The 16185-nt window shown below is 61.0% G+C and carries 16 protein-coding genes; 5 read left to right on the plus strand and 11 right to left on the minus strand.

The window, feature by feature from the left end; all coding sequences use genetic code 11:
- Positions 1-22 precede the first annotated feature (22 nt).
- The 5 genes from LRS10_RS08665 to LRS10_RS08685 all read right to left on the minus strand — a co-directional run bounded on the left by LRS10_RS08665 (position 23) and on the right by LRS10_RS08685 (position 4351).
- Positions 23-358: a hypothetical protein gene (locus LRS10_RS08665; RefSeq protein ID WP_257836893.1), complete on the minus strand. Its 336-nt coding sequence runs from the start codon at positions 356-358 to the stop codon at positions 23-25.
- 182 nt (positions 359-540) lie between these two features.
- Positions 541-951, minus strand: a complete 411-nt coding sequence (locus LRS10_RS08670) for a Zn-ribbon domain-containing OB-fold protein (protein WP_257836894.1) — start codon at positions 949-951, stop codon at positions 541-543.
- Positions 952-955: 4 nt separating this feature from the next.
- Positions 956-2149 carry a thiolase domain-containing protein gene (locus LRS10_RS08675; protein WP_257836895.1) on the minus strand — a complete coding sequence of 398 codons (1194 nt, stop codon included), beginning with the start codon at positions 2147-2149 and terminating at the stop codon, positions 956-958.
- A 416-nt stretch (positions 2150-2565) separates the two neighbouring features.
- Positions 2566-3255, minus strand: a complete 690-nt coding sequence (locus LRS10_RS08680; protein ID WP_257836896.1) for a HEPN domain-containing protein — start codon at positions 3253-3255, stop codon at positions 2566-2568.
- On the minus strand, positions 3245-4351 hold the full coding sequence (locus tag LRS10_RS08685) for a DUF262 domain-containing protein (RefSeq protein ID WP_257836897.1): 1107 nt from the start codon (positions 4349-4351) through the stop codon (positions 3245-3247). The genes LRS10_RS08680 and LRS10_RS08685 overlap by 11 nt, the downstream gene beginning before the upstream one ends.
- Before the next feature lie 192 nt (positions 4352-4543).
- On the opposite strand from LRS10_RS08685, the gene LRS10_RS08690 reads away from it, so the two are divergent.
- Entirely contained in the window at positions 4544-5167 is a 624-nt protein-coding gene (locus LRS10_RS08690) for a recombinase family protein (protein ID WP_257836898.1), read from the plus strand.
- Positions 5168-5803: 636 nt separating this feature from the next.
- Here the strand turns inward: LRS10_RS08690 and LRS10_RS08695 are convergent.
- From LRS10_RS08695 to LRS10_RS08715, 5 genes are read right to left on the minus strand one after another with little or no spacing between them, the layout of a single operon-like run.
- On the minus strand, positions 5804-6466 hold the full coding sequence (locus LRS10_RS08695) for a hypothetical protein (RefSeq protein ID WP_257836899.1): 663 nt from the start codon (positions 6464-6466) through the stop codon (positions 5804-5806).
- A gap of 38 nt (positions 6467-6504) precedes the next feature.
- Positions 6505-6852, minus strand: coding sequence for a hypothetical protein (locus tag LRS10_RS08700; RefSeq protein WP_257836900.1), 348 nt, complete (start codon positions 6850-6852; stop codon positions 6505-6507).
- Positions 6809-8371 (minus strand): GIY-YIG nuclease family protein, encoded by a 1563-nt coding sequence (locus tag LRS10_RS08705; RefSeq protein WP_257836901.1) that lies wholly within the window; start codon positions 8369-8371, stop codon positions 6809-6811. The genes LRS10_RS08700 and LRS10_RS08705 overlap by 44 nt, the downstream gene beginning before the upstream one ends.
- On the minus strand, positions 8364-9971 hold the full coding sequence (locus tag LRS10_RS08710) for an Eco57I restriction-modification methylase domain-containing protein (protein WP_257836902.1): 1608 nt from the start codon (positions 9969-9971) through the stop codon (positions 8364-8366). Before LRS10_RS08710 ends, LRS10_RS08705 begins: the two co-directional genes overlap by 8 nt.
- A 10-nt stretch (positions 9972-9981) precedes the next feature.
- Positions 9982-10614: an SAM-dependent methyltransferase gene (locus tag LRS10_RS08715; protein WP_257836903.1), complete on the minus strand. Its 633-nt coding sequence runs from the start codon at positions 10612-10614 to the stop codon at positions 9982-9984.
- A gap of 447 nt (positions 10615-11061) precedes the next feature.
- Between LRS10_RS08715 and LRS10_RS25060 the strand changes: the two genes are divergently transcribed.
- The 4 genes from LRS10_RS25060 to LRS10_RS08730 all read left to right on the plus strand — a co-directional run bounded on the left by LRS10_RS25060 (position 11062) and on the right by LRS10_RS08730 (position 14752).
- Complete coding sequence (locus tag LRS10_RS25060) at positions 11062-11250, plus strand: helix-turn-helix domain-containing protein (protein WP_374570961.1); 189 nt, start codon at positions 11062-11064, stop codon at positions 11248-11250.
- A gap of 531 nt (positions 11251-11781) precedes the next feature.
- Positions 11782-13314, plus strand: coding sequence for an IS21 family transposase (istA, locus tag LRS10_RS08720; RefSeq protein ID WP_257839117.1), 1533 nt, complete (start codon positions 11782-11784; stop codon positions 13312-13314).
- A 9-nt stretch (positions 13315-13323) separates the two neighbouring features.
- Positions 13324-14064, plus strand: a complete 741-nt coding sequence (gene istB, locus LRS10_RS08725; protein WP_257836904.1) for an IS21-like element helper ATPase IstB — start codon at positions 13324-13326, stop codon at positions 14062-14064.
- A gap of 175 nt (positions 14065-14239) precedes the next feature.
- Positions 14240-14752 (plus strand): hypothetical protein, encoded by a 513-nt coding sequence (locus LRS10_RS08730; protein ID WP_257836905.1) that lies wholly within the window; start codon positions 14240-14242, stop codon positions 14750-14752.
- Positions 14753-14878: 126 nt separating this feature from the next.
- On the opposite strand, the gene LRS10_RS08735 is transcribed toward LRS10_RS08730, so the two are convergent.
- Positions 14879-16126, minus strand: coding sequence for a site-specific integrase (locus LRS10_RS08735; protein WP_257836906.1), 1248 nt, complete (start codon positions 16124-16126; stop codon positions 14879-14881).
- Between the last annotated feature and the right edge of the window lie 59 nt (positions 16127-16185).

Consider the following 16185-nt stretch of genomic DNA (forward strand, 5'->3'; position numbering starts at 1 on the left):
GGGCGGCCGCGCGGATGCGGAGTTACTGCGTGGGCGGGGTCGTGCCGGTTGTCGTTCCGGTGGTCGTGCCCGTCGTTCCTGTCGTGCCGGTGGTCCCGGTAGCGCCCATCGTGCCGCCCGTGGCGGGATCCGTGGTCGTGCCCATCGTGCCGGTAGTGGTTCCCGTCGTCGTGCCGGTCGCGCCCATGGCGGGGTCGGTGGTCATGGCCGGGTCGGTGGCGCCGGTCATCGCCGAGGTGTCCGCGGCCGTGCCCATGGTGGCGGCGTCGGTGGCGGCCGGTTCCTCGGTCTTCTGGCCGCAGGCGGCGAGGCCGGCGGCCGCGAGGATGGCGGCGGCAGTCGTCAGTCGAAGCTTCACTCTGGATTCTCCCTGAACCGTATCCCCCGACCCTGAGGAGATCTTATCCGGGTTTTGGAGCTCGCAATATCGTGAATGTTACTTTTCGCCGCAGCAGCCACCTTATTTCGCTGCGCGATAGCGCCGCGAAAGCTTGGCCGTATGCTAGGATATCTTTTGATAATCCAGCGGAGCCGCCGGGTTTACTGCTCAGCTATGGGCGCGAAGACAGGCGCCGGGGGACCGTCGCCCTCGGTCGGCTGGAACCGCACCTTCACGCGCAGGCCGATCCTCAGCGCCTCGGGTTCGACGTCCACGAAGTTGGTCAGCATCCGCGGGCCCTCGTCGAGGGTGACGTAGCCTATCGCGTAAGGGCCCGTGGGCGAGCGCCGCATGATCGAGAACGTGTAGACCTCGCCCTCGCCGGCGCTCTCCTCCCAAACCGTCGCGTCGCTGGCGCAGAAGGGGCAGATCGTCCGCGGGTACCAGTGCGCCTTCGAACATGCGGTGCAGCGCTTCACCAGGAACCGGCCTTGGGCCGCGGCGTCCCAGAACGGCTTGCTCTCGAGGGTGACGGCGGGGGCGGGGATCGGACGGCTCATGACGTCGGACATCTCTCTAGGCCTCCCGTTCGAGGATCAGGGTCGCCGCCCCGTGGCGGATGCCCAGCGAGCCGCCGGTGCCGTGCGCCACGGCCAGGTCGCAGTTCGGCACCTGCACCTTCGGATGCGCTTCTCCGCGCAACTGGCGCACCGCCTCGATAATCTTCGTCATGCCGCCCCGGTTCGTCGGGTGGTTGTTGCAGAGCCCACCGCCGTCCGTGTTGAAGGGCAGCTTGCCGATGCCTGAGATGAGGTTGCCGTCGGCGACGAACTTCCCGCCCTCGCCCTTCCTGCAGAAGCCCAGGTCCTCGAGCTGCATCAGCACCGTGATGGTGAAGCTGTCGTAGATCGAGGCGTACTTTATGTCGGCCGGCGTCACGCCCGCCTCATCGAAGGCCCGCGGCCCCGACCAAACGGCGCCTGAATAGGTCAGGTCGATGTCGCCGCCCAGCACGCCCTTCGGCGCCTCCCCGGCGCCCAGCAACCGGACGCGTGGCCGGTCCAGGCCCCTGGCGACCTCGGGAGAGGTGACGATCACCGCCCCGCCGCCGTCGGTGACCACGCAGCAGTCGAGCAGGTGCAGCGGGTCCGAGATCATCCGCGAGTTCACCACGTCTTCCACGGTGACCACGTCCTTCAGATAGGCGTGGTCGTTCCACTGGGCGTGATGGCTGGCGGCCACCTTGATCCAGGCCAGCTGCTCCGAGGTCGTGCCGAACTCGTGCATGTGGCGCATGGCGGCCATGCCGTAGGTGTTGTGGGTCGAGCCGCCGTAGATGTGCTCGAAACCGGCCTCGGGCGGTCCGTCGGAAAGGCCGCTGCCCCCGCCGCCGGGACGGAGGCTCGCGCCCGGCCGATTGCCGCCGTTGCGCGGGCGCCCGGCGAGCGTGATCAGCGCCACCTGGCACTTGCCCGCCGCGATCGCCTGCGCCGCGTGGCCCACGTGCACGAGATAGGACGAGCCGCCGGTCTCGGTGGAATCCATGTGCCTGACGTTCCGCAGGCCCATGTAGTCGATCATCGAGAGGCCGCCGAAGCCCGGCGCATCACCGGCGCAGAAATAGGCGTCCACATCTGCGAACGAGAGGCCGGCGTCCTCCAGCGCACCCTTGGCGCACTCCGCGTGTAGCTGGGCGGTCGTCTTGTCGGGCGCGTCGCGGGTCGGGTGCTCGAAGGCCCCCATCACATAGGCCTTGCCCTTGATGCTCATGAGCCGCCCCCAGACCGTGTCTTCGAAGAATTCCCGCAGCGCCTTACCGCGCCCGGGGCGGCGGGCGCAACGCTGACCGAAGGGAAGTCGGCGACCCGGGCGCCGTCGCGGCCCGCGGCTGCAGGCGAACGCGACCGCCGATGAGGCTGCGCCGCGCCACGCGGGAACGGGCGCTGTGGTGCGCCCGGACGGTCGGCTGTCGAACTAGGAAATGGCGGAGAGGGTGTCCGCCCAACCACGTTATTGTTGCTCGCCTTTTGCCGCTCTCTCCCCTCCTTCCTACAAAGCTAACCACAATCGGCTACCGGGAGTCTGCTCGCAGCGGCGGAAGGCCAGCATGCCCGAGCCGATAATTGCGCTCGAGGATGAGGCGGTACTCGCAACCATACTCATTGATCGAACGCAGCGCGCGTAGGTCAGTGCCAGCAGACGTTGCCGCCGTGCGCCATAACGTGACGGTAGAACACCCGGTCAACCGCCCGGACGAAATCTGAAATATCTCGGAGTAGCCGCCTAACATCGCCGATAGTTAGATCGTCGGGCGAAGCATGCGCGATGTTGGTCCTAACACTTTGAAACCCTTCAATGAGGCCCTCCGCGTCACGAGATAGGATGCGCGACACCTCAGCATGGATGTTGTTGATACCGAGCCGATAGAAGAGGCGCTTCAGATTTTTATTGGACGGGTATGCCGTGTTTTCGTGCAGGTACACGCCGTTGATGTACGTCGGCAATTCCGCCTTGCCCTGCATGATATCCCAGAGGGCCGCTTTGGACTCTAACGCGCGGAATATCTTAGCCTCGTCTCCGGTCGACATATACGCCTCAAGAGACCCTGCGAGCGCCTTGGTGAAGTATCTTGCCCGAGCCGGGTGAGGCACCTTCGCACCAAGGTTATTGGCCTTCAGCTTCTGAACCCAGCCCTCAACGATCAAACGTATATAGGTCTCGAGCGCGGCGCAGGTTTGAAACACTGCGCACTGGAAGGTCATGTCGCGGACACCCCGGAGACTCGCGCCCAGTTTTTGAGCGGCCCGAGCTTCCTGAAGTAACTCTTCTACTCGGGCCTCGAAGTCGATGCGGTACGCGCTGCGGCTATACGGCATAGTTGTCAAGGAAGCCCTTAAACATATCAATTCGTGTTTTAACGGCAGTTTCGTCGCTAGTTGCCTGCCTGATACTGTTCGAGAACTTTTCATCTCCAAACAGGTCAGCGACTCGCCGCTGGAACGTCGCCGGGTCGACTTCTCCACTCTTGATAAGCGCACTTCCGGTCTCTGCAAAACCAATCATTTCGGCATCGTAGAGAGCGGCATTGAAGCCCGTTGGGCTTCCAAGGCTCTTGTCGTAAATCCGGAACGCGTAACGACCGAGTAGCTTATGTATAAGCTCGAGCGTATCTTGAAAGTCGCGCTCCCAGATTGCCATCTGTTCGGCACTTATTTTCTGATGCGTGGCGCTGAACGCATCTAGGAAGCTGGCAAGCGGCTTCTCGTATTTATCGCGCGCATGTCGAAAGGCGTAATACCGGAGGATCAACTCCGCTCCTCGCATTCTAGTATCTTTGCGCGTCCCCGTGATGGTCCGCCATGCATCACCCTTAGCTTGCCTATCGACAGTCTCGATAAGGAGCCCATGGTTGATGCCGTGGCGTAACTCTTGCGCATTTAGCTTTACTGAGCCGGTGTTTAGCCGCTCAAAGACATCAAACTTGATCTGCGGATGCGTTTCTCTGAGGATTGTAATACAGCGTATGGTGCGATTGTTTATATGATCCCTGAACCGCGGGTCTAGCGTGCTCCAGCTAAGACCATTTAGCTCCGGATATGTTGTTAGACCTTGAAGCTCAAATCCGTCGTTAAGGAAAAGCTTCAGGGACAAGAGGCGCTGATTGCCATCAATTACTAAAAGCTTGTTGTCTGATGTCTGGCTGAAATACACCACCGGAATGGGGCATTGGATAAGAAGCGACTCAATGAGGCGGGAAGCCTGATTGCGCGTCCAGACATATCCGCGCTGGAACTCAGGTATCTCGAGCTTGCCGTTGGCGAGATACGAATGAAGCGAAGAGACCGTTAGGTCGGCGGTTTCTGTGTGGAGACGCCTTTGCTCGGGCGGGACGTTTCGTAGTTCGAGCTCGTCCTCCTCCTGCACGATAGGGAAGAGGCGATCTGCCAGCGTCCGTTGATTTTCCACGCCCACTTTATACCCGCCGAATGACCTTAGATGCGTCCCAGTGTTGGCGAAGCTTCGCTTCCCATCAAGCGGGGTTCTGCAAACCGGAAAGGACCGCTTTCGATACCTTAGCGTTAGCCGTATCGTAAAATAGGCTTGACCCTAGTTTCGATGCGATTCAAAACCGATGCGGGTTTTGGATACGGATAGGGGCTATCGGTGCGAGTCTTCGCCTATTGCCGCGTAAGCACGGCTGATCAAGCCACTGCAAACCAAGTGGCCGAGATACGTAGCGCAGGTTTTCAGATCGACGAGCGTCGCGTAATCGAGGAGACGGTTTCCGGCTCCGTCCCCGCGCGCGAACGGAAAGAGTTTGCGCGGCTCCTAGACCGGCTTGAGCCCGGCGACGTGCTGGTTGTCACCAAGCTAGATCGGCTCGGCCGCAACGCTATGGATGTCCGCTCAGTGGTGGAGGCATTGGCGGCTATCGGTGTGCGGACGCATTGCTTGGCGCTTGGTGGCGTAGACCTAACGAGCGCCGCAGGTCGGATGACGATGTCCGTGATTGCCGCCGTCGCGGAGTTCGAGCGGGACTTACTAATCGAGAGAACGCAGGCGGGTCTTAGTCGCGCAAAGGCTAGCGGCGTGAAGCTCGGCCGCCGCGCCTCTTTAAGTGCTAGCGAGCAGAAGGAAGTTGTTAGGCTTCTAGGCGAAGGCGCGTCCCTCGGCGCATTAGCTAAGAGCTATGGGGTTTCCAAATCCGCTATCCAGCGCATAGCGGCTAAACGGTTAGCGCTAGCATCGGCCGACGTCAGCCGAAGCGCTGCTAGCGCTAGCGTCTAGCAATGCCATCTTACCAAGGCGCGCTCGACGGGCTTTGCGGTCCGTACGCTATCGTCAATGCACTAGAGCTATGCGGCCTCGGCCATCATCGCGAGACGCTGTTTCGAGCGGCTTGCTCGATATCACTTAGCTCAGCTTGGCCCACGCCCGTTTGGCTGGGCACCAGCTATTGCGATCTAAAGCGCATGGTCCGGGCGTGCCTTAGCAGCCCCGTGAATCGGCACGGCATAAGCGCGCGCTACCCGTTAGCGGGACGGGTTCCGGCTAGTAACCACCACTATTGGACGCGCTTCGATGAGGCATTTAGCGACCCACGCGCTATGTGCGGGATAATCGGCCTTCGCCACCCAAGCCAGCATTGGGTGGTCGCGCTGCCGGACGGCGGCAGGATCGCGTTTATCGACTCTTGCGCTGAGAGGCCGGTCTATCGGAAAAACCGCGCTGCTCTGTTCGCAGGTTTCCGCCGCCCAAAGCCGAGCCAATGGCTGGTAGATCGTAGTGAGCTAATAATCTTCCGCCGCTAACCCCCTGCCGCCGGACATCGGAGGCGTTGCAGCGGCGCGCTCGGTTCGAGCAAACAAGCAGCGACGTCACCCACTAAGGCGCCCTGCGAGTCCCGTACGCGCGCTCTGCGCACTAGCTCGCCTTCAGCATCAACGCGTTATCTTCCTTTGCCACGACCGTGTCATAGAGGCCGTAGTGCGTGAGGCCCTTGTGACTTTCGATTCCGCTATAGCGAAGGGAGGCATCTTCATATCGGCGGAATGCAAAAACAGCCTCATTCATCCGCTCTGTATTGAAGACCTTCAACCGAACCAACAGATGAAAGTCCGCAACCGTTAGGCCAGTTACCGCAAGGAACAAATCCGGTTCCAGCTTGGTGATCACGTCCTGAAGCGTGTTCTCTCGGAAATCGGTAAGATACATAAAGGCCGGAATGCGCGTCGCAAACTTGATAAGCTTCTCTTGTACAAGCTTTCGCTTGCTTTTGTATTCGCGCTCCTCCTCCGTGAGCTCTCTTTTCTCACCCGGAGTAAGCTCGCGTTCCTTGGCCTTACTCTTGAGTTCCTTGACCTTGCCGCTTTTGTTGATGATCGTTTCGATCACATTGTCGCCCAACGCTCGCCAGCCTTCGATACGTTCGACGGCCGCCATTGCCTCCGGGCTATCGAGCACGCGTCGAAGCGTGTCGTTGTCTACGTTGACTAGCAGAGCTGACTCCCACTTGCGGGCGAGCAGCGTGGCCGATGTGCCGGACATCGCAATGTCCAAGATCCCACCAGCATCGATTTGCGTCATGTTCGCGCCATCGTAGGCGAGCACTGGCAGGAAAGACACTAGTTCCCGAACAGCATTTTCGGGGTTTGGCTCCCCGGGGACAGGCCGATCCCGTACTCGGACAGCTGCCGCAGCGCGCGCGTCGGCGCAAAATCGAACACGAAGCAGACGGGCTTGAGGATTTCTTCCTCGTTAGGATTGTCACCGTTGGGATTCCTGATTGACCAAGGCGACTGCACTCGGAACGCCGCCTGAAAATACGTCTCCGGCGATTTGAGGTTGCGGAGCATCAAGATCGAGGACCATTGCGCCACCGTCACCCCGGTCGTCAGCTTGCCGCATGACAACGTGATGGTCTTGGAATCAAAGCCGCTGCCGATGGCCTCGCGAACCGGGGGGCAGGGCATCGAGGCCAGTTCCTGCTGAAGCTCCCGCGGCGACGATGACTTTGTAATCGTGCCAAAAGGTGTTGTGTCGCTCTGCTAAGAGGTTAGCCATCGCATGGCAGGCGGCCACGTTGGGCAGGAACCAGAACGAATGCTGCAGGTAGGGTAATAACCGTACGTCTGAATAGGGGAACGGGGGTCGCGTGCTGGTCTTTAGGCTTTCGACTGCGTGCGGCGCGTAGCCCCCACGAATGATGTCCAGCCATTTCTGCACATCGCTCTTATGTTTGAAGACTGCTGAGTCCGCTGCGCCAGTCGCTGCAAAGAACGCGTTCAAGTCAAATTCGTCGAACTCCCCGGCACTCGCAATAGCGAGCAGCTCGTCCGGCATTTGATAGGTGAGCAGCCGCATCTGGGGCAGCGCGCCGTAAGGGTTTCGCTTGCCGGGGTTCAGTGTCGCAAACTCGGCTTTGGCGCGCTGCTCGTCCGTATACGTCCAGTTGAAGATCTGCTCCTCAATGAACTCGCCGGTCGCTAGCGCCTTGAATGGAGTGCCGGAGAGATAAAGGTAAGCGCGGGTGGTGATTGGCAGAAACTCGGCCTCATGCTCCGAGAGCACGCTCAAGCCTTGGTTCACTTCGTCCAGATCGGCCGCGTACTCGAGGCTCGCTTCTCGCCGCGCAACTGCCGCATCTTCTCCTTCAAATAACTCCTTAGCCGTCTCCCGCCACGCGCCGAAGTGGTACTCGTCAAATACGACCAAGTCCCATTTGATCGTATGTAGCCACTCATTTCGGGCCTTGATGTTCCCTATACGGTCACGTCCGAGCAGATCTTGGAATGAGCCAAAATAGACGACAGGTTTGTCATCATCGATTTGGCTGGGGTCGCGACCGGAACTACGGGACAGATACTGCCAGCCGTCGAAATCAATGTGGTTTTCGAGGTCAGCCCGCCACGCATCCTCGACAGCAGGCTTGAAGGTCACCACCAGAACTCTCTTGGCACCCAGCCTCCTCGCAAGCTGGTAAGTCGTGAAGGTTTTTCCGAAGCGCATCTTGGCGTTCCAGAGGAACCTCGGGACAGCGTTGCTGTCCTGCTGCCAGCGAGACTCATAATACGCACGCGTCTGCTCCACAGCCTCCGCTTGCTCCCTGCGCGGCGCGAAGCTTTCGTGGTGCGTGCCTGTGAATTGCTGGCCTGAACGTAGCTCAGCGATCACCGTCCTCACGTCGGCAACGGTGCAGTGCATCCACTCGAGCTGGGGATTGGCAAAGCCTTTCCGCTTTAAAGCCTCGCGCACCGCATGATCAGTGATGATGCTTCCGTCATCCCTTTCAGCACTCTCGTCGAGTTCTATACTGAAATTTGTGATAGCAGCGGTCCTTAGCTGCTCATTAATACGCTGCTTCACATCACGGGTTGTCTGTCCGACTTTGAGAAGACCAGCGTGCTCCGCGTCTGCAATGGCATATGCATAGATACGCGGCCGCGCTTCCGGCTTTGGAGAGAGGATTTCCTCAATAGGAGGCTTATTCATCTTCGGCTTCACTCGAAGCGACATCGTCGAACAGGTCGTCGCTGTGCTCAGCCACCTGAGATTCTATGAACGCGATCTCCTCCGCAGTCAGCCCATACCGCTCGTAAAGCTGAGAGTCGGTCCAAACGTGGTCTAGCGGTAGATCCGGTATGAAGGCATAGACGTGTTTAGGAGCGTCTTGGGTCGACTTCCGAAGAGAAACAAGAAACCGGGCAAATCTGGTGCGAAGATAGCTCGCATAATTCCTTGCCTCACATTCAGAGTCGAAGAGGCCCGCGACTAGGTAACTCTCGGTACAAGCCGTTCCCGGCTCTGCGACAATCGGCTTGCTCAGAAATTTGGTCTCAACGGCGGCGCTTGTTCCCTGAACACGGGTCATCAGCACCTTCCATTTGTCGATCCACGCAGCGTTCGCTGGGATGTCCGCGCGTTCAACCCAGCTGATTCTCTGGGACCCGAAGAGCTTCACGGGATGAGCGAGGCGAGTGGGCTCCGCCTTGCCGTGGAAGAATGTGCGGAGTCCAAACGGCTTTTGGCTGGAGACACGGGCATCAAGGGTGGGCTCACCCTTCGCCCTGACCTTCTCTAGAATTGGCACGGCCTCGTTCCGCCGCACGAGGATGTCATATGCATCGAGATGACGAGCTACAGCAGGGCCGGTGGGCTCCCCGTCCCAAATCGTTTCAACTGTACAAGGTCCGTTGTGCTCGCGGTCCCAGACGAAGTACGAAATGCCACCTCGAATTTTGACGCCGGGGAACGCCTCGTAGAGTTTCGGATAATCTACGATAGCTCTGAGACGCTTATCTGACAGCATGCGCTCTCGATAACTGTCGAGCCCTTTGCCGCCCGCCATCCAACGCGATGGGGTAACGAACACGGCGTAGCGGGGCTCAAGCGCAAGCGCCTGTTCTACGAATTTCTGATAAATCGGTGCGGCGCTGGTACCGAAACCGCCGTCATCCAGCTGGTACGGCGGGTTGCCGATAATGACGTCAAACTGCATGTCGTCCCCAAACCACTCGGCCACCCGAGCGTGGATGTTATTCGTGTGGATAAAGGCATAGGCGTGGGTCTCCCTACCCTCGCCTCGGTCGAGCGTTTCCTTACTGGCTCCGCAGAAACTGCATCGATCGTTTCGCCAAGCATGCTCGGTACGGCCGAACCAGATATTGCCGTCGCTGTCGGCGAAGCTCCTCGCGATCGAGTGTTCGCCGTCGGCGTGCTTGGAGCAATAGAGGCTGCGGCGTGCGAGCAGGCTGGTTAGCTGCGTGATGCCGATGCCGAACAGTTGCCGCGTTAGAATATGATCAACCCGGCGCTGCAGGTCGGGGATCTCGTCCTTTAGACCATCGATGAGCCGGGTGGCGATTTCCCGAAGAAAGACGCCTGACTTGCTACAAGGGTCGAGAAAGCGGATCGAACTATCCGCCCAGATATTAGCGCCGCCGTTGCTCGCCGCCCATGCCCGAGCCAGTGCATCCAACATTCGATTGGCAAAATCCGGCGGGGTGAACACCTCGTCGTTCGAGAGATTGGCAATACAGGTCAAAACATCGGGATTGCGACCCCTCAGCGTGAACCCCGCCTGTGAACTCATGTGGCTCCCCCTAGGCATTCCCGCTGGCCAGATCACGCACGGTCATGGGCGGGTATGTCGTAGTAGGCTCGAAGATTTCGTTTCTGCCGACCCGGGCGAACAGCGATCCCTTCGCGCTAAAGCTAGCCATGCCAGTGAGCACATCGAGTCGGAAGTCCCGTCGCTGGAACTTACCCTTCCCGATGTAACCCCATTCCACAACGTTGATGGGTGCGCCGCTCGTCTCCCGCATGGTCATAGCGTCGCCATGCACGAGATTGAGCGAGAGCACGAAGGACGCTGCCCGATACATCTCGTCCGCTTCAGACACACTGAGATAGTCGGCGAAGACCTCCAGCATGTTCGTGCGGCATTCGGCGATGTTATCCGCCAGCAATTCGATCCCATAGCAGCACATCAACGCCAGCAGCGCGTAGTGCCGCCGCTCGAAGTCGGACTTGCCGAACCTCGACTCGACGGCAGCCAGCTTGCGCTGGAGAACTGGGACGAGGAAGTTGCCGCTGCCACAAGCGGGCTCAAGGAAACGAGCATCGATGCGCTCAGTCTCGCCCTTAACGAGGTCGAGCATCCTTTCGACCAGCCAGCTAGGCGTGAACACCTCGCCGTGGTCGGCGACGCGCTTCTTCGACTTGATCAAGCTCATCGACGATGCCCCGCTACAGGCGTCATCTGGACTCGATCTGCCGCAGGGTCGTTGCTTAGAGGCGTCGTGCGCAGGGCGAACTGGCGCGTAGAGCGGCGCATTTGGATGCTCGCGTGCGTCGGGGGTTGGCGGCGGCAAGAAGGGGCGATGGTAGTCAAGCCGGTCTATCGGCTCTGCGCGACGTCTCCAAGAGGCATCTCCGAGCCTTCGCGAGGCGGGAATCGCGGAACGCCGCGCACGCGAAGGTAGGGTGGGGTCGCCCGCATTTCCCGCCGCATCGACAACTGCATGACGCGCTGAAGGGTGGGGCGGGAGCCAAGCGCCAGTCTCGGCACGCATAGGCCCGACCAGCCCGCCTAATTTCGAGAACGGCTCCGATTTCGCAGAGTCGCTTTCACCAAGATCACCACAATGGAAAAGTTAGTACGGGGCTTCGTCCCGGCGTCTATGGCAGACCTACAGTTACTATCCGTCGATCAAGCGCTCGCGCTACTCGGGGTTGGGCGCACATCCTTCTATGAGTTGATATCCCAAGGCCGCATAGCACCCGTAAAACTAGGCCGCCGAACCCTTATAAGAGCCGCTGATCTCCAAACTTTTATCGCCGGGCTTCCACCTGTTGGAGGTGCGCTATGAAGCTCCGGTTAGACTCCCTTAGACCGCCCGAGGAAGAGTTTGATCTAAGGGTTCTTAAGCCTCGTTCGGCAGACCGACTGAGGCTTAGCGGCGCTAAGCCGCGCTCAACCTGCCTTCCTTCCGCTAACCGCCACCGGAATGAGGATAGGCTTAGGCTGGGGCGAGCTAGAAAGCTCCTTAAACGCAACCACCCTTCAGTCGATACCGAGCTTTTAGCAGGGCTTATAAGAACCCTGTCGCGTGGCGACGGAGAGCGAAGAAATGCGGGCTCGGCTACGGATTCGCGATGGGTGCAGGTTCGGGTAACCGGTGCGATCCTGCGGCTTCTAAGTGCGGATTCCGACGTGATCGCGCCCGCCGTTCCGATTTGATGCCGCCCACCATTCCGAAGTGATCCCGCCCACCGTTCCGGGATAACGCCGCCCAGGATTCCGGGATGATCCCGCCCAGGCGGCCCGGCGGTCCAGGCCTTCGCCGACGCTAGGCTCTCCTCCTTTCGAGGAGAGGCCGATGCCGACGGAGAGGATTGCGATGCGCCGCGTGCGCGAGATGTTGAGGCTGCGCCTGGACGCCGGGCTTGGCGGGCGGGAGATCGCCCGCCGGATGGGGATCGCCCCGTCGACGTTCCGCGAGATGACGCGGCGCTTCGAAGAATCCGGTCTCGCCTGGCCGTTGCCGTTGGATCTGACGGACAGCGAGCTGGAAGACCGGCTCTACGGCGAGAGCAGGACAAAGCAGGGCTTCCGTCGGCGCGCCGAGCCGGACTGGGCGGCGCTCAACCGCGAGCTGAAGAAGAAGCACGTCACCCTGCAGATCCTGTGGGACGAGTACATCGAGGCTTATCCGGACGGCTATCGCTACAGCCGATTTTGCGAGCTCTACCGCAGCTGGGAAGCCCGCCTGCCGGTGACGATGCGCCAGACGCATCTTGGCGGCGACAAGCTCTTCGTCGACTACGCCGGCGACACCGTGCCGGTGATCATCGACCGCCGCAGCGGCAAGACACAGCCGGCGCACATCTTCGTCGGGGTGCTGGGCGCCTCCAGCCTGACCTTCGCCTGCGCCACCTGGAGCGAGAAGCTCCCCGACTGGGTCGACGGCCACGTGCAGGCCTTCGCCTTCTTCGGCGGCGCGCCGCGGCTGCTGGTGCCGGACAACCCCAAAGTGGCGATCATCAAGGCCTGCCTCTACGACCCGCAGGTCAATCGCACCTACGGCGAGCTGGCCGCCCACTACGACACCGCGGTGCTGCCGGCGCGGCCCAGGCGGCCGCGGGACAAGGCCAAGGTGGAAGCCGCAGTGCGGATCGCCGAGCGTTGGCTGCTCGGCAAGCTGCGCCATCGACGCTTCTACAGCCTGGCCGAGGTGAACGCCGCCCTGGGCGAGCTGCTGGTCTGGCTCAACGAGCAGCAGGTCCGGCGTTATCAGCGCCGCACCCGTCGCCAGCTCTTCGCGGAGATCGACGCCCCGCGGCTTAAAGCCCTGCCGGCCGAGCCCTATGCCCTCGCCGAATGGCGCGTGCGCAAGGTGGGGCTGGACTACCACGTCGACGTCGACGGCCACTTCTACTCCGTCCCCTACCGTCACGCCCGCGAGACGGTGGAGGTGCGGCTCACCGCCCGCGCCGTGGAGATCTTCCTGCACGGCGAGCGCATCGCCGCCCACCTGCGTGGCTCCGGCGACGGCAAACACACCACGCTCAGCGAGCACATGCCGGCCAGCCACCGCCGCTACAGCGACTGGACCATCGAGCGGATCCTGAGCGAGGCGCGGGCCTGCGGCCCTTCCGTGGCGCTGCTCTGCCAGGTGATCCTCGAGCACCGGCCGCACCCCGAACAGGGCTTCCGCACCACGATGGGGATCGTGCGCCTGGCCAAGGTCTACGGCGTCGCGCGCCTGGAGGCGGCCTGCGAGCGCGCCCTGCTGGTGAGCGCGCGCAGCTACGGCGCGGTCAAATCCATCCTCGACAACCGGCTCGACGGCCAACCGGTCCGGCGGCGCGACGGCGAGGCCGGCGGCGCCGTCGCCCACCCCAACATCCGCGGCTCAACCTACTACCACTGAGGAGATCTGATGCTGACCCATCCCACCTTCGACCAGCTCAACGTCCTGGGCCTCCAAGGCATGGCCAAGGCCTTCCGCGAACTGCTCGACAACCCCGAAGCCGGCGGCCTGGGACATGCCGACTGGCTGGCGCTGCTGCTGGACCGTGAAACCGTGCACCGACAGGACAAGCGTCTCGGCGCCCGGCTCCGCCATGCGCGGCTGCGCCACCACGCCGTCCCGGAAGACATCGACTACCGCGCCCCCCGCGGACTGGACCGCGGCGTCCTCACGACGCTGCTCAAAAGCCACTGGATCGACGCGGCCGAGAACCTGGTGATCTGCGGCCCGACCGGGGTGGGCAAGAGCTGGATCTCCTGCGCGCTCGGCCACAAAGCCTGCCGCGACAACCGCTCGGTGCTCTACGTCCGCGTCCCCAAGCTCTTCGACGAGCTGGCGCTGGCGCACGGCGACGGCAGCATCGGCCGCCGCTTCAAGAGCCTGGGCGCCGTGCAACTGCTGATCCTGGACGACTGGGGCCTGGAGCCGCTCGACGCCCAGGCACGTCACGACCTGCTCGAGATCCTCGAGGACCGTTACGGCCGGCGCTCCACCATCGTCACCAGCCAACTACCGGTCTCGGCCTGGCACACCGTCATCGGCGAGGCCACCTACGCCGACGCCATCCTCGACCGGCTCGTCCACAACGCCCACCGCCTGGACCTCAGCGGCGACTCCCTGCGCCGCCCGAAACCCGCCGATCAGGCTTGACCAGCCGGCCGAACCCCAGACAGATGAAACCTGTCGATGAAGGCTGTGCCGCTGGGCGGCATCAGATCGGAACAGCGGGCGAGATCATCTCGGAATAGCTGGGCGGCATCGTCGGAATCCGCAGCTTCTAAGCGAGCTAGCCCCTAAGGGCTATCGCGCTTACGCCGCTACCGTCATGTCCTCGAAATGGGTCTTAAATCCCGAGGAGCTAACGGTAGATCGAGTGCTTAGCGTCCTAAGGGAGTTCGAAGAGAACTTTCGGCGCAAAGAGGCGCGAGGGCTAAAAGGCCACCTGATAGGCAAGCTGGATGGCGAGTTCGACGTCGCTAACGAGCTCTTCGTTCTGCATTTCCACTGCATATGCACCGGGGAAATGGCCAGCTTTCTTAGGGGCAGGGTGGCCAAAAAGCCCGCGTATCGCGGTAACGATTATATCGTTAGGCCAGTGCTCGTTAGGGCCCTTTATAACCCTGCCTTTCAGACTAGCTACATAAGCAAGACCCATTGGGTAAAGGGGACCAATAACGGCCTAAGAGGCGCAGATAGGATCCGCTATAGCGGTGGCCGCGTGCCAGAGCCGTTCGGTTCGCTTTATCTATCGGTGTTGAACGCCATCCCCTTATCCAAGCTCTACGTTTTTATAAACGTAGCTATTAGGAATGGCGTTCTAATCGATAACCTCGGCTAGAAACGCGTACCAATTGAAAGGCTTATCCCTCCTTTGGCTGCATCTAAGCTGCCTCTAAGGCCCTCCAGCGAGGGTCTATCTTTATCTACCCATACAATGCTGCTGCTGCTGCGCGCTTAGCCAAGCCTACCCAGCTTCGGATATGTCGCTGCTATCGCTGCTGTCGCTAGCTTCTAAGTCGAGCTTGCTAGCGCAATAGGCTGACCAGCTATCCATAAGCTCGATCCGTTTAGCCAACATGTCTCCGCGTCGATAGGCGGCCTCTACGGCGTTGCTAACGACATGGGCTAACGCCATTTCGGCTACGTCACGGGGTGTACTGGTCTGCTCGGCCGTCCAGTCGCGGAAGGTGGAACGGAAGCCGTGAGCGGTTAGATCGGATCGCTTCATCCGCTCTAAAAGCTTTAGCATCGACATATTGGATAAGGGCTTTCCCGTTTTAGCGCCGGGAAAGACATAGCCCTCGCTATCGATCGCGCCTTCCTCAGGGCTAAGCGGCTTGAGGACGGCAATAGCGCGGTCACTTAGCGGCACACGATGTTCCCGGCCGGACTTCATCCGTTCGGCCGGGACTATCCAAACCTTATTCGCGATATCGATTTCGCCCCACCTAGCGCCCAACACCTCCCCGGTGCGCGCGGCGGTTAGGATGGCGAACTCCAAGGCCTTAGCGGCCAACCCCGGCTGATCGCGCAAGGCCGCAAAGAAGGTCGGCATATCGACATAGGGAAGCGCCGGATGGTGCTTCACCTTAGACACTTTAGAACGGGCGGGCAGTTGGTGCGCTAAATGCCCCTTCCAGCGCGCGGGGTTATCACCGCTTCTAAGCTGCCTAGCTGCAGCCCATCCTAAAACGCACTCTATACGCCCTCTAACGCGGCTGGCCGTTTCGTTCTTAGCGCTCCATAGGCGCTGCCGGTTATTAGCGGCTCCCACCTCTTGCTCTAAGACCTGCATAACGAGGGCCGTATCGATAGCGGCAACGGGCAAGCCACCGATGATTGGATAGGCGTAAGCCTTAAGGGTGCTATCCCACTGGGCGGCGTGCTTATCGTTGCGCCATCCGTCGCGCTGTGAGGCGATATAAGCCTCTGCGCACTCCTTAAACGTCATAGCCTTGGTAGCAGCTCGCCGCTGAGCGAGCTTAGCAGCGTTGCGTGTCTCTATGGGGTCTATGCCATCTGCTTTTAGCCGCCGCGCCTCTAACGCACGGGTGCGCGCCTCCTTGAGGTCGATCTCCGGAAAAGGGCCAAGGCCCATTGTTCGGGCCTTTCCATCCAGCATGTAGCGGAGCACCCACGACGCGGCGCTTGGTGGCGCGACTCGCAGATACAAACCCGCTCCGTCGCAATGCATGCCCGGCTTCTTAGCCAAGCGGGGGGACTTCAATAGGCTTTAGCCTCGCTGACGCACGCGCCATCGCTCACCCTTCC

Origin of the sequence: Phenylobacterium sp. J426 (assembly GCF_024699945.1) — a bacterium.
GTDB lineage: Bacteria > Pseudomonadota > Alphaproteobacteria > Caulobacterales > Caulobacteraceae > Phenylobacterium.

What these genes read in the sequence shown, in the direction of transcription:
- LRS10_RS08670 (WP_257836894.1), bottom strand. Translation starts at nt 951, where the DNA reads ATGTCCGACGTCATGAGCCGTCCGATCCCCGCCCCCGCCGTCACCCTC.
- LRS10_RS08675 (WP_257836895.1), bottom strand. Translation starts at nt 2,149, where the DNA reads ATGAGCATCAAGGGCAAGGCCTATGTGATGGGGGCCTTCGAGCACCCG.
- LRS10_RS08680 (WP_257836896.1), bottom strand. Translation starts at nt 3,255, where the DNA reads ATGCCGTATAGCCGCAGCGCGTACCGCATCGACTTCGAGGCCCGAGTA.
- LRS10_RS08695 (WP_257836899.1), bottom strand. Translation starts at nt 6,466, where the DNA reads ATGACGCAAATCGATGCTGGTGGGATCTTGGACATTGCGATGTCCGGC.
- LRS10_RS08700 (WP_257836900.1), bottom strand. Translation starts at nt 6,852, where the DNA reads ATGCCCTGCCCCCCGGTTCGCGAGGCCATCGGCAGCGGCTTTGATTCC.
- LRS10_RS08705 (WP_257836901.1), bottom strand. Translation starts at nt 8,371, where the DNA reads ATGAATAAGCCTCCTATTGAGGAAATCCTCTCTCCAAAGCCGGAAGCG.
- LRS10_RS08710 (WP_257836902.1), bottom strand. Translation starts at nt 9,971, where the DNA reads ATGAGTTCACAGGCGGGGTTCACGCTGAGGGGTCGCAATCCCGATGTT.
- LRS10_RS08715 (WP_257836903.1), bottom strand. Translation starts at nt 10,614, where the DNA reads ATGAGCTTGATCAAGTCGAAGAAGCGCGTCGCCGACCACGGCGAGGTG.
- LRS10_RS25060 (WP_374570961.1), top strand. Translation starts at nt 11,062, where the DNA reads ATGGCAGACCTACAGTTACTATCCGTCGATCAAGCGCTCGCGCTACTC.
- istA (WP_257839117.1), top strand. Translation starts at nt 11,782, where the DNA reads ATGCGCCGCGTGCGCGAGATGTTGAGGCTGCGCCTGGACGCCGGGCTT.
- istB (WP_257836904.1), top strand. Translation starts at nt 13,324, where the DNA reads ATGCTGACCCATCCCACCTTCGACCAGCTCAACGTCCTGGGCCTCCAA.
- LRS10_RS08730 (WP_257836905.1), top strand. Translation starts at nt 14,240, where the DNA reads ATGTCCTCGAAATGGGTCTTAAATCCCGAGGAGCTAACGGTAGATCGA.